The 11,906-nt window shown below is 67.5% G+C and carries 11 protein-coding genes; 4 read left to right on the top strand and 7 right to left on the bottom strand.

All coding sequences use genetic code 11. From position 1 onward, the window contains the following. Window positions 1–120 precede the first annotated feature (120 nt). Entirely contained in the window at window positions 121–1,506 is a 1,386-nt protein-coding gene (locus tag ACILQR_RS06045) for an SPFH domain-containing protein (RefSeq protein WP_395650575.1), read from the top strand. A 136-nt stretch (window positions 1,507–1,642) separates the two neighbouring features. On the opposite strand, the gene ACILQR_RS06040 is transcribed toward ACILQR_RS06045, so the two are convergent. Then, a complete protein-coding gene (locus tag ACILQR_RS06040) occupies window positions 1,643–1,831 on the bottom strand; it encodes a hypothetical protein (protein WP_395650574.1) in 189 nt (62 codons plus the stop codon). Between the two features lie 156 nt (window positions 1,832–1,987). Between ACILQR_RS06040 and ACILQR_RS06035 the strand changes: the two genes are divergently transcribed. Then, window positions 1,988–2,581, top strand: coding sequence for a hypothetical protein (locus ACILQR_RS06035; protein ID WP_395650573.1), 594 nt, complete (start codon window positions 1,988–1,990; stop codon window positions 2,579–2,581). Window positions 2,582–2,644: 63 nt separating this feature from the next. Here the strand turns inward: ACILQR_RS06035 and gltA are convergent, their stop codons facing one another. Both gltA and gltX read right to left on the bottom strand, forming a co-directional pair. Next, window positions 2,645–3,937: a citrate synthase gene (gene gltA, locus ACILQR_RS06030; protein ID WP_395650572.1), complete on the bottom strand. Its 1,293-nt coding sequence runs from the start codon at window positions 3,935–3,937 to the stop codon at window positions 2,645–2,647. A gap of 63 nt (window positions 3,938–4,000) precedes the next feature. Beyond that, the gene (gene gltX / locus ACILQR_RS06025; protein ID WP_395650571.1) at window positions 4,001–5,416 is read right to left on the bottom strand and encodes a glutamate--tRNA ligase; all 1,416 of its coding nucleotides are present in this window, start codon (window positions 5,414–5,416) and stop codon (window positions 4,001–4,003) included. Here gltX and ACILQR_RS06020 point away from each other — a divergent pair. Next, window positions 5,388–7,580, top strand: a complete 2,193-nt coding sequence (locus ACILQR_RS06020) for a ComEC/Rec2 family competence protein (protein WP_395650570.1) — start codon at window positions 5,388–5,390, stop codon at window positions 7,578–7,580. The genes gltX and ACILQR_RS06020 overlap by 29 nt on opposite strands. Before the next feature lie 263 nt (window positions 7,581–7,843). Here ACILQR_RS06020 and lexA read toward each other — a convergent pair whose 3' ends face one another. From lexA to ACILQR_RS06000, 4 genes are all read right to left on the bottom strand, one after another. Beyond that, window positions 7,844–8,539, bottom strand: coding sequence for a transcriptional repressor LexA (gene lexA / locus ACILQR_RS06015; protein ID WP_395650569.1), 696 nt, complete (start codon window positions 8,537–8,539; stop codon window positions 7,844–7,846). Between the two features lie 88 nt (window positions 8,540–8,627). Continuing rightward, on the bottom strand, window positions 8,628–9,428 hold the full coding sequence (gene trpC, locus ACILQR_RS06010; RefSeq protein ID WP_395650568.1) for an indole-3-glycerol phosphate synthase TrpC: 801 nt from the start codon (window positions 9,426–9,428) through the stop codon (window positions 8,628–8,630). Further along, window positions 9,425–10,462 carry an anthranilate phosphoribosyltransferase gene (gene trpD / locus ACILQR_RS06005; protein WP_395650567.1) on the bottom strand — a complete coding sequence of 346 codons (1,038 nt, stop codon included), beginning with the start codon at window positions 10,460–10,462 and terminating at the stop codon, window positions 9,425–9,427. The genes trpC and trpD overlap by 4 nt, the downstream gene beginning before the upstream one ends. A gap of 4 nt (window positions 10,463–10,466) precedes the next feature. Then, window positions 10,467–11,057, bottom strand: coding sequence for an anthranilate synthase component II (locus ACILQR_RS06000; RefSeq protein WP_395650566.1), 591 nt, complete (start codon window positions 11,055–11,057; stop codon window positions 10,467–10,469). Window positions 11,058–11,162: 105 nt separating this feature from the next. On the opposite strand from ACILQR_RS06000, the gene ACILQR_RS05995 reads away from it, so the two are divergent. Then, on the top strand, window positions 11,163–11,381 hold the full coding sequence (locus tag ACILQR_RS05995; protein ID WP_395650565.1) for a peptidoglycan-binding protein: 219 nt from the start codon (window positions 11,163–11,165) through the stop codon (window positions 11,379–11,381). Window positions 11,382–11,906 lie beyond the last annotated feature (525 nt).

Here is an 11,906-nt window from a genome sequence, read left to right as displayed (position 1 = left end):
GCGATGTCCGCCTTGGGTGCCGGCCGCCTCCACCCGCCTAGCCGGCGGCTGAACAGCCTCTCGCAATAGTTGCGCCCCACGGCCTTTATAGACATAGTCCGGCCAGTATCGGGGGACCACATGAACATCTATATCGTCGCCGGCGGCGTAGCGCTCGGCGTCTTCGTCATTGGATTCCTGATAGCGCTGGTTCTGCGCCGGGTGGTCCCGACCAACGAAGTTCACATCGTCCAGCGCGGGCGGTCTCGCGTCAGCTACGGCGCCAGTCAGTCAGCCGGAAACGTCTACTACGAGTGGCCAGCCTTCCTGCCCAGGATCGGCGTCCTGGTGACCAAGTTCCCGGTCTCCATATTTGACGTGAACCTGAAAGACTACGAAGCCTACGACACCGGGCGCCTTCCATTCCGCGTGGACGTGCAGGCGTTTATGCGGATCGCAAAGTCGGACACGGCGGCGGAAAAGGTCGCCAATTTCGACGAACTGCAACATCAGCTGTCCGGCATCCTTCAGGGTGCCGTCCGGAACGTGCTGGCCACCCATAAGCTCGAAGACATCCTCGAAGCCCGATCAACCCTCGCCGAGGCCTTTACCGCCCAGGTGGACAATCAGCTTCAGGCGTGGGGCGTCGAGACGGTCAAGAACATCGAGTTCATGGACATCCGCGACAGCGCCAACTCGCAGGTCATCGCCAACATCATGGCGAAGGAAAAATCCCGCATCGACCGCGAGAGCCGGGAAGCCGTGGCGATGAACAGCCAGATGGCCCGAACCAAGGAAATCGAGGCCGAACGCATCGTCGAGGTGAACAAGCAAGACGCTCTGCAACAGGTCGGGATGCGGACGGCCGAGCAGGAAAAGCAGGTCGGCATCGCTAAGCAGGTCGCCGAGCAGCAAGTCCTGGTCGCCCAGAAGGACACGACCGAGCGTGAAATGGATGTGAAGCTGGTCGCCGATACGCGCGCAGCCGACATCGCCAAGGGGGTCGCGGAGGTTCAGGCCGCCCAGGAGCGCGAGGTCACGATCATCCGGGCGGAGGGGCAGCGTCAGCAGGAGGTCATCGGCGCAGAGGCCGAACGGCAACGGCTGGAGCTGGTCGCGCAGGGAACGCTGGCGCAGCAGAAGCTCGACGCCGAAGGCTTGCTGGCGCAGGGTCAGAGCCGCGCCGAAGCCGAGCGGCTGCTGCTTCTGGCGCCGGTCTCGACGCAGATCGAACTCGCCAGGGAGATCGGCGGCAACGACGGCTACCAGACCTACTTGGTGCGCGTGGAGCAGATCAAGGCCGGGCAGGCCGTGGGTATCGCCCAGGCCGAGGCCCTGAAGGCCGCCGACATCAAGGTGATCGTGACGGGCGGCGACGTGCCCGGGGGTATGAGCAGCATCACCGACGTGTTCAGCGCGAAAGGCGGCCAGGCCCTCGGAGCGATGCTGGAGGGGCTGGCCCAGACAGACGCAGGCAAGGCCGTGGTGGAGCGGGCGACGAAGGGCGCTGCAAAGCCCAAGGAGTAGCGTTGTTCAGGTCCGTTCGGCCGCCGACGGAAATGTCAGTGAGCCGCACCGCTCTCTACGTGCGCTAACCCCCCTTCTCAGACGTCGAGTGGTTCCGCTTCCTAACTCCAGCAGGCTCCCCCGCCGTCCAAAGTCCTTACTTCTTCATCCACGGCTTTGACTGCCCGCTCGCAACCCGCGCCGCCTGCTCCCTCTGGAACCGGCCGCCGCGCGGCGGCTTGGGCCTTGCCTCGATCCGCGCGTTCTTGAGGCGCAGGGCGCGCTGGACGGGGCTCTCTTCGGGCGTGGTCGTCGGGGGCGTGGGGTCGTTTTCGGGATCGCTCATGGACCCATCCTAGCACACCCCGCGCGTCTGATCCCGGCTGTCTGGACGGCGCCAGTTTGCGAACTTCGCGCGACCAATCCCTTGCTACGCAACGCATTGGTCCGCTCAAGGGGGCGTTCGACCAGCCCTGGTCCGGCGCTGATCTATAATGGGCGCATGACCCATCCAGACCCCCATACTCCTTCCGACCTGCAGACGCCCGACGATACGGCCCTCGATCCCTGGCCTCTGGCGCGGCGGGACTATCTGTCCGGCGTGTCCGCCGCGATCGTCGCCGAGCGTTACGGCCTGTCGGTTCGAACTCTGCAACGTCGCGCGGCGGCTGAGGGGTGGCGACACGCCGATGTCCGGCCGGCGACCCGGATACGCTCGGACTGGAACGGGCCGATCGGCAGCTTTATGCGCGAAATGAACGCTCGCGACGAGACCCTGGCCAACCGGCCCGAGTTCGCCCAGGTCTCGGCCGTGGCCGAGGAACAGCGCTATGATCTGCTGTTTGCACCGACCGCCCGAAACCTGCGCATCCATGCCTTCCATCAGGCGGCGGAGTCGGCCGCGATGGGCGGGTTCGCCGAGGCGACGGCCTGGATGCGGCTTCTGGCCCTGGTCGATCGCCATGCGGGGGTCGTGGATCACGACACCCGTCTGTACACCCCGGCTGATCATATGCGCGCCGACTATCTCGGTCAGTACGGGACCCTGCGCGCCGAACACGAAGACACCCCGCCGGAATGGCCCGGCGGGGCGTGATCGTGCGCCTCAAGATGGCGCTTTGGCGGTTTGGCGGCCTGTTTTCAGACCGCCACCGCCATCTCAGCCGCGCTGGGCGATCGGCACGTAATCGCGCTGGGTCGGGCCGGTATACAGCTGGCGCGGGCGGCCGATCTTCTGCGCCGGATCGGCCAGCATCTCTTCCCACTGGGCGATCCAGCCCACGGTGCGGGCCAGGGCGAACAGGACGGTGAACATCGAGGTCGGGAAGCCCATCGCCGACAGGGTGATGCCCGAATAGAAGTCGACGTTCGGGAACAGCTTGCGCTCGATGAAATACTCGTCCGACAGGGCGATGCGTTCCAGTTCCTTGGCGACCTGGAACAGCGGATCGTTCTTGTCCCCGACCAGCTCCAGGATCTCGTCCGCCGATTCCTTCATCACGGTCGCGCGGGGGTCGTAGTTCTTGTAGACGCGGTGGCCAAAGCCCATCAGCTTGTAGCGTTTGTCCTTAACGCCCTGAATGAACTCGGGAATCTTGTCTACCGTCCCGATTTCCTTGAGCATCATCAGCGCCTCTTCGTTGGCCCCGCCGTGCGACGGGCCCCACAGGCAGGCGATGCCGGCGGCGATACAGGCGAACGGGTTGGCTCCCGACGACCCGGCCAGACGCACGGTCGAGGTCGAGGCGTTCTGTTCGTGGTCGGCGTGCAGGGTGAAGATCCGGTCCATGGCCTTGGCCATCTTGGGATCAACCACATAGTCCTCGGCCGGCACCGCAAAGCACATCCGCAGGAAGTTCTCGGCATAGGACAGGTCGTTGCGCGGCGACACGAAGGGCTGGCCGATGTGGTATTTGTAGGCCCGGGCCGCGATCGTCGGCATCTTGGCGATCAGCCGGATGGCCGAAATGTTGCGCTGCACCGGATCGTGGATGTCCAGGCTGTCGTGATAGAAGGCCGACAGGGCCCCAACGGCCCCGACCATGATCGCCATCGGGTGGGCGTCGCGACGGAACCCTTCGAAGAAGCGGTCGAACTGGGCGTGCAGCATGGTGTGCCGCGTGACGATCTGTTCGAAGGCCTCGTACTCGGCCGCCGTCGGCAACTCGCCGTGCAGCAGCAGGTGGCAGACCTCGATGAAGTTGGACTGCGAGGCCAACTGGCCGATCGGATAACCCCGGTGCAGCAGGATTCCCTCGTCACCGTCGATATAGGTGATCGCGCTTTCGCAGGCCGCCGTGGAGGTGAACCCGGGGTCGAAGGTGAAGTCGCCGGTCGCGCCGTACAGCTTTCGGATGTCGATGACGTCCGGCCCGATCGAGCCCGTCAGGACCGGAAGTTCGACGCTCTTGTCGCCAACGGTCAGGGTCGCGGTCTTGGCCGGTTCAGTCATCAGATGCCCTCTCGATCCAGGGGCCGGTCGTGCTGTGCCGCCGGTCCGGTTGTTTGTGGAAAATCACTTAGTCTGTTGCAGCGCATCATCCAAGCGCCCGATCGATTCATCGCGACCGAGGGCGGCCAGGGTCCTGGCGATGTCGGGCGACACGCCGTCTCCGCTCAGGGCCGCGCGCACCGCCGGGCCGATCTTGCCGAAGCCGACCGCCTCTTCCTCGGCAAAGACCTTGAGTTCGGCCTCCAGGGCGAAGACGTCCCAGCTGGCGAACAGCTTCAGCCGGTCGCGCAGACGCCCGATCCGCTCGCCGGCCTCGCCGCTGAGCAGGGGCAGGGCCTTCTCATAGATGGCCAGAGGCCGCCTGCGCAGCACGAACCCGGTCTGATCGGCCAGTTCCAGCACCGTCTTGGCCCGGTCCTTGACGAAGGGCATGGCCTGCAGCAACCGCGCCTCGTCCTCTTCGTGCAGCAAATGACCGCGCGCCAGGTGGACGTCCAGGACCTGTTTGGCCAGCCGGTCGTCGTCGGCCAGCCGCATCCAGTGGGCGTTGACGTGGGCCAGTTTGTCGAAATCCAGCCGGGCCGGGGCCTTGCCCACCCCGTCGAGGTCGAACCATCCCTGCGCCTGTTCGTCGCTGAACAGTTCGTCGTCCCCGTGCGCCCAGCCCAGCCGGGCCAGATAGTTGCGCATCGCCTCAGGCAGATAGCCCATCTCGGCATACTCGTGGACCGCCTGGGCCCCATGCCGCTTCGACAGCTTGGCCCCGTCCGGCCCGTGGATCAGCGGGATGTGCGCGAACGACGGCCGGGGCCAGCCCAGGGCGTCGTAGATCAGGCTCTGTCGAGCCGCGTTGTTCAGGTGGTCGTCACCCCGGATCACATGGGTCACGCACATGTCGTGATCGTCCACGACCACGGCCAGATTGTAGGTCGGGGCACCATCCGTCCTCAGCAGCACCAGGTCGTCCAGATCGCTGTTGGCCCACGTCACCTCGCCCTGAACCTCGTCGGCCACCACGACCGAGCCGGGCAGGGGGCGGCGAAAGCGGACCACATGCGGCTGGGCGGGATCGCCCTCGGCCGGATCGCGGTCGCGCCAGGGCGATTCGAACGCCCGCCGCTCGGCCTTGGCCTCATCCCGCAGGCGGCCGGTTTCCTCGGCCGAGGTATAGTCGCGATAGGCGTGTCCGGTCTCGACCAGGGTCTGGACGACCTCCCGGTGCCGGTCGGCGCGGGCGAACTGGAACACCGGCTCCTCGTCGGCAAACAGCTCCAGCCAGCTCAGGCCGTCGAAGATGGCCTTGACCGCCTCATCCGTCGAACGCTCGCGATCCGTGTCCTCGATCCGCAACAGGAACTTGCCGCCCCGGCCTTTCGCGTAGAGATAGTTGAACAACGCCGTTCTCGCTCCACCGATGTGCAGCGAGCCGGTCGGGGAAGGGGCGAAGCGGGTGACGACGGTCGAGGAGGGGGATGTCATATCAGGCAGGTCCGTTCGGGCCGCCCTTATAGCGCCCGACGCGCCAAAGCCCAGCCTTGGCCGCCGCCTTCTGGCCGGCGCGCGGGACGAGGTTCTGGACCAGGGACTGCGCTGGCGGCTCTGGGCCCCGGTCGCGTTCGGGGGCGGATGCGCGATCTATTTCGGCCTGCGGTTCGAGCCTCCCTTGTGGCCGCTGGCCCTGGCCGCCGTTTTGACCTGCGCCGTCTGGCTGTTCGTCCGGTTCCTGGGAGCCCGGCGCCGCTTCACCCTGCCGCTGATGTTGCTGGCCTGTCTCGCGCTAGGGCTGGCCGCCGCGAAGGCGCGAACCGAGCGGGTCGAGGCCCCGATCGCGCCGGCCCTGGCCGAGCCGACCGTGGTCGAGGGCTGGGTCGTCGACGTCGACAGCCCCGGCCAGAATGGGGCCCGGGTCGTCCTGGCCACCACGCGTATCCGGGGTCTCGCGCCGGAACAGACGCCCATCCGGCTGCGGGCCACGGTCAAGGGGGTGCCGCCCCCGCCGGGATCGCCGATCCGGCTGTTCGCCCTGATCAATCCGCCGCCCGCACCGGCCGCGCCGGGGGCCTACGATTTTGGGCGCAACGCCTTCTTCCAGGGTCTCGGCGGGGTCGCGTTCTCATTGTCCGAGACACGTGAGGCCTCCCTGTCGACGCCGCCGTGGGGTCTGCGCCTGGCCATGACGATCAACGGCGCGCGCTTCGCCCTGGCCCAGCGGATCGTGGACCGTCTGGGCGAGCGCACCGGCGGGATCGCGGCCGCCATGGTGACCGGCCACGAGACCTGGATCGGACGCGAGGACCTCGACGCCATGCGCGATTCCGGCCTGGCCCACATCCTGTCGATCTCGGGCCTACATATGGCCGTCGTCGGGGGCTTTGTCTTCTTCGCCATCCGGCTGGGCGTCGCCGCCTGGCCGTGGCTGGCGCTGCGGGCCTCGGGCAAGAAGATCGCCGCAACTGGCGGGCTGATCGCGGTCTGGACCTATCTGGTGGTATCGGGCGCGCCGCCCCCGGCTGAGCGCGCCGCCATCACCGCCTCGATCGCCTTCATCGCCATCCTGCTGGATCGACAGGCGATCACCATGCACGCCCTGGCCGTCGCTGCTCTGGTCGTTCTCGCGCTCCAGCCCGAGGCCATCGTCACGCCGGGCTTCCAGATGTCATTCGCCGCCACCGCCGCCCTGGTCGCCCTGGTCGAGAGCTGGCCGCCCAGAGTGCGCGAGATCTCGGCCCCCTGGCCGATCCTGGCGGTTCAGAGGCTTGGCGGCTGGCTCGGTGCCGCCTGTGCGGCCAGTCTGGTGGCTGGTCTCGCGACCGGCCCGTTCGCCATGCAGCACTTCAATCGCACGGCGGTCTATGGGCTGTTCGCCAACCTCGCCACTTCGCCGGTCGCCGACTTCATCATGATGCCGGCGCTCGCTCTGGGTGCCCTGTTGGAGCCGATCGGTCTGGGAGCGCCCTTCCTGTGGCTGGCAGGCAAGGGCATCGACCTGATGCTGTGGATCGGTCACTGCACCGCAGGGCTGCCGGGGGCGGTCAGGACGGTGGCCAGCGCGCCCGACTATGTCCTGCCCATCGCCTTTCTGGGCGTCCTGTTCGTCTGCCTGTGGCGAGGGGGGCTGCGCTGGCTGGGCCTGCCGCTCGCCGCCGCCGTCCTGATCTGGCCGAGAGCGCCGACGCCCGATCTGTGGATCGAAGACGCAGGGACCAATGCGGCCTTCCATCGAGGTCAGGAGGCCGTGGTGGTGCGACCCTGGGTCAGGGAGTTCGCCGCCGATCTGTGGTCTCGACGGCGGGGCCTGACCCTGACCGACCGCCCGGACGAGGGCTGGGTCTGCGGCCGTTTCGCCTGCGCGCCGCTGACTGCGGAGGCTGGCCCGGTCGCGCTGTGGTGGGGCAGGAAGGCACCTAGCGAAGAGGCCCTGTCGGCCCTGTGCGCGTCCGCGCCCGTGGTCAGCGTCCGGCCGGTCGTGTCGAGCTTGCCCGCCGCCTGTTCAGATGCCCTGGTGCTGGACGGCGCGGACTACGTCCGGGGAGGCGCCGTCGAACTGTGGCGGTCAGGACGGGGCTGGCGCGCCACCTGGACGGCGGATGTGCGAGGCGATCGCCCCTGGAGCCGGATCGGCGACGCGGACCTCGCCGATTGATAGTGCCATCCGGGGCATGCCAATCAGCCCCGTCAAGCGGCCGAGAAAACGATCGACCGTTTCAACCGTTTCACCGTTTGGCCAGGCTGGGGAACTTTTGTCCGATGTCAAAGACCGAGGAACAGCCATTATATCGCCACGGGAAGAGGCGTCGCTCCGGAGGGCTTTGCCAGGCGACAAAATCGGTCGCATAGGCAGGAGCCGCCTGGGATTGGCTCACGCAGGGTTCGATACTTCGGCCGGGTCGGCGGACTGGATAGCCGTCAGTGGTACCGGCGGAACAGCCCGACCAGCTTGCCGCGCACATCGACCTGGTCCGGGCCGAAGATGCGGGTCTCATAGGCCCGGTTTGCGGGTTCCAGGGCGATCGAACCGCCCTTTTTGCGCAGGCGCTTGAGCGTCGCTTCCTCGCCCTCGACCACAGCGACGACAATCTCGCCGGACGACGCGGTGTCGACCTTCTTGATGACCACATAGTCGCCGTCGAGAATGCCGGCATCGATCATCGAGTCCCCCGCGATCTCGAGCATATAGTGCTCGCCGGCGCTCAGCATGGACTCCGGGACCGGGTAGCGGCTGGTCTCGTGCTCGATGGCCGAGATGGGGGTACCGGCCGCGATCTTGCCCAGCATGGGCAGGTCGCGGGTGTCGTTGGCCGCCTCCACCGATGACAGCCGCCCACCACCCTCGATGACCCCGGGCTTGAAGGGCGCGCGACCGCCACGCGGGGAGGCCGTGGTGGCCTGTTCCGGCATCTTGGTGACTTCCAGGGCGCGAGCCCGGTGCGCCAGCCTGCGGATGAAGCCGCGCTCCTCCAGCGCCGTGATCAGGCGGTGGATGCCCGACTTGGACGCCAGATCCAGCGCCTCCTTCATCTCGTCGAACGAAGGGGACACGCCGGTCTCCTTGATCCGCTCATGGATGAACATCAGGAGCTCGTGCTGTTTCTTGGTGAGCATGGCGTCGAATCGTCCAGAACAAGGCGTGAACCGTTGCCGATGTTCTGTAAGTGTTCTTCACTAATGTCAACTTAACGGCGCTTGACCGCTATGCGAGCAAAACCCGCGTGGCCGCTTCCACGTCTGCCTGACGCATCAGGCTCTCGCCGACCAGGATCGCGCGCGCGCCATCTCGCGTCACATGGGCGACGTCGGCGGGGGTGAAGACGCCGCTTTCGGCGACCAGGAGGGCTCCGGGGGGGCTCATCGGAGCGAGGCGGGCCGTGGTGTCCATGTCGACCTCGAAGGTGCGCAGGGACCGGTTGTTGATGCCGATCAGGTCGCCGCCCAGCGCTACGGCGCGGGCCATTTCGGCCTCGTCGTGGGTCTCGATCAGGGCATCCATGCCCAGACGGCCGGCCTCGGCCAGCAGGTCGGCGGCGAGGGCGTCGTCGATCATCGCCAGGATGATCAGAATGCAGTCGGCCCCGAGCGACCGGCTCTCGGCGACCTGCCACGGATCGACGAGGAAGTCCTTGCGCAGGCAAGGCAGGGCGACGGCGGCGCGGGCGGCGACCAGATAGTCGTCGGCGCCCTGGAAACTGGGCCCATCGGTCAGGACGGACAGGCAGGCGGCACCCCCCGCCTCATAGGCGCGGGCCAGGGCGGGCGGGTCGAAATCGGCGCGGATCAGACCCTTGGACGGACTGGCCTTCTTGATCTCGGCGATCAGGGCGGGGCGGCCTGCGGTAGCCTTGCGCTCGAGGGCAGAGCGGAAGCCGCGCGGCATGCCGGCGATGGCGGCCAGGCCCTCGATCTCGGCCAGGGGCGTCGCGGCCTTGCGGACGGCGACCTCCTCGCGTTTGTAGGCGGCGATGCGGGCGAGGACGTCTTCAACGGGAGCGGTCATGCGGGCTCCTCGACCGGCAGGGGCGTCGAGGTGATTCGGGCGAGGGCCTCCAGAGCAGCGGCGGCCTTGCCGTCGTCGATCGCGGCGGCGGCCAGGGCGACGCCGGATTTCAGATCCTCGGCCCGGTCGGCGACGACCAGGGCGGCGGCGGCGTTGAGCAGAACCACGTCGCGATAGGGGCCGGTCGCCCCGGCCAGCAGGGCCTGGATGGCCTCGGCGTTGACCTCGGCGTCACCGCCGCGAAGGCTTTCGATATCGGCGAGGGGCAGGCCGGCGTCGGCGGGCGTCACGGTGAAGCGGCGAACCGCGCCGTCCTTCCATTCGGCGACCTCGGTCGGGCCGGTCGTGGTCAGTTCGTCCAGACCCATGCCGTGGACGGTCCAGGCGCGGGTGGCGCCGAGGCGGCCGAGAACCTCGACCAGCGGCTCCAGCAGCCGGGGATCATAGACCCCCATGACCTGTCGCTTCGCAGACGCAGGATTTGAAAGCGGCCCCAATAGGTTGAAAACCGTGCGGAATCCGATCTCCGCACGGATCGGGGTGACGTGTCGCATCGCGCCGTGGAAGCTGGGCGCGAACAGGAAGCAGATGCCGGCCTCGTCCAGGGCCTGACGCTGCTGGGCCATGCCCGCGGTCAGGTCGACGCCCAGCGCGGAAAGCACGTCCGACGACCCGGATTTGGAGCTGAGCGCCCGGTTGCCATGCTTGGCGACCTTGAGGCCTGCGCCCGCCAGAACGAGGGCTGCCGCCGTCGAGATGTTGAAGGTGTGCTGGCCGTCGCCGCCGGTGCCGCAGGTGTCGATGACGTCGTAGGGGTGATCCAGGGTCACCGCCGCGTCGCGCATGGCGCCGGCGAAGGCGGCGATCTCCTCGACCGTCTCGCCACGTATCCGCAGGGCGGTGACGGCGGCGGCGACCTGGGCCGGGGTGGGCTCGCCGCGCAGGCAGGCGGCGAAGAAATCGCCGGCCTCGGACGCGCTCAGGGTCTGGCCGTCGACCAGCTTGGCCAACAGGGGCTTGATCTCGGCGGACATGACCTCAGACCATGGCCAGGCGCTTGACGCCCGCCTGATCCAGGAAGTTGGCCAGCATGGCGTGGCCGTGTTCGGTGGCGATCGATTCCGGGTGGAACTGGACGCCGTGGATGGGCCGGTCGTGGTGCTGGAACCCCATGATCTCGCCGTCCTCGGTCCAGGCCGTGACGTTCAGGGTGTTCGGCAGGGTCTCGCGCGCCACGGCCAGGGAATGATACCGCGTCGCCGTGAACGGCGAGGGAAGACCCGCGAACATCCCCTTGTTTTCATGCAGGATCGGCGAGGTCTTGCCGTGCATCACCGTCTTGGCGCGCACGACATGGCCGCCCATGGCCTGGCCGATCGCCTGATGCCCCAGGCAGACCCCCAGGATCGGCATGGTCAGGGGCGCGGTGTCGATCAGGGCCAGGCAGATGCCCGCCTGATCCGGCGCACACGGCCCCGGCGACAGCAGCACGGCCTCGGGTTTCAGCGCCCAGGCCTCGGCCGCCGTCAGGTCGTCGTTGCGCACGACCTTCGTCTCCGCGCCCAGCTCCGCGAGGTAGTGGACGAGGTTGTAGGTAAAGCTGTCGTAGTTATCGACGACGAGGATCATTCAGGCGTTCTAGGGCCTGTGACCGCGCCCGCCAAGCTCAAGGTTGGCCGGAAACCGTCCGTTAACGACATCCGCGCTTTGCTCCTGCTTCCGTCGGAGCCCGCCATGAGCCGCATCCTCGCCAATATCGACAGGTCCAGCATCGACCGGGCTCGCGCGCTTCTGGTCGAGGCCGAACAGGCCGGCGGCAATCCCATGGGTGCGCTCGGCGCAGCGGCCCTTGCGGCGACGGCGGCCATCGCGATGGCCGGGGTCATGATCCTGGGCACGGGTATGGCGCTGGATCAGCCGAACGCGTCGGCTGAGGTTTCCGAGACCTTCTGAGTTTTCAAAGACCCGATACCCCCACGCCCAAACGCCCCGTCGGGGCGATGCCCGCGAGGTGGAGAGGAGACGGAGCGCAGACGGACGTCCGGAACCGATGATGTCCCCCCGCCTGAGAAGGGACGCTTGAATTTTCGACGTCAGCCTGCGCTCCGTCCAGTCGATTTAGCGCAAGCGCGTCGGGCTATGGGCTCTTCTGCCGGGACCGCAGGGGGCTTCCCCCACGGTTTCGATCTGACCCGGTTCGCCCCTGACCGACTACACTCAGCCTGCGACGGGCGAGAGGCTACCAGACCCCTCGGACCCCCTGTGTTGGCACAGGGCTGTGTCCCGCTCGACCGATCCCCGCCGCCGCTTCAGGCCTGGTACCAAGAGGGGCCTCCCCATGCGACGGGAACGGGTACACCTTACCACGGTCGGAGGGGTGGCTGCTCGAAGGCGTCTGCCTGACGTCAGAATCGGTCGTATCGGCAGGCGGGACAAGGGATTGGGTCGCGCGAGTTTAGCAACTTCAATGGCCCTTCT

This window comes from Brevundimonas sp. (assembly GCF_044239655.1).
Taxonomy (GTDB): Bacteria; Pseudomonadota; Alphaproteobacteria; order Caulobacterales; family Caulobacteraceae; genus Brevundimonas.
The sequence above is the reverse complement of the archived record's forward strand: the minus strand, read 5'-3'. Positions and strand labels throughout refer to the sequence as shown.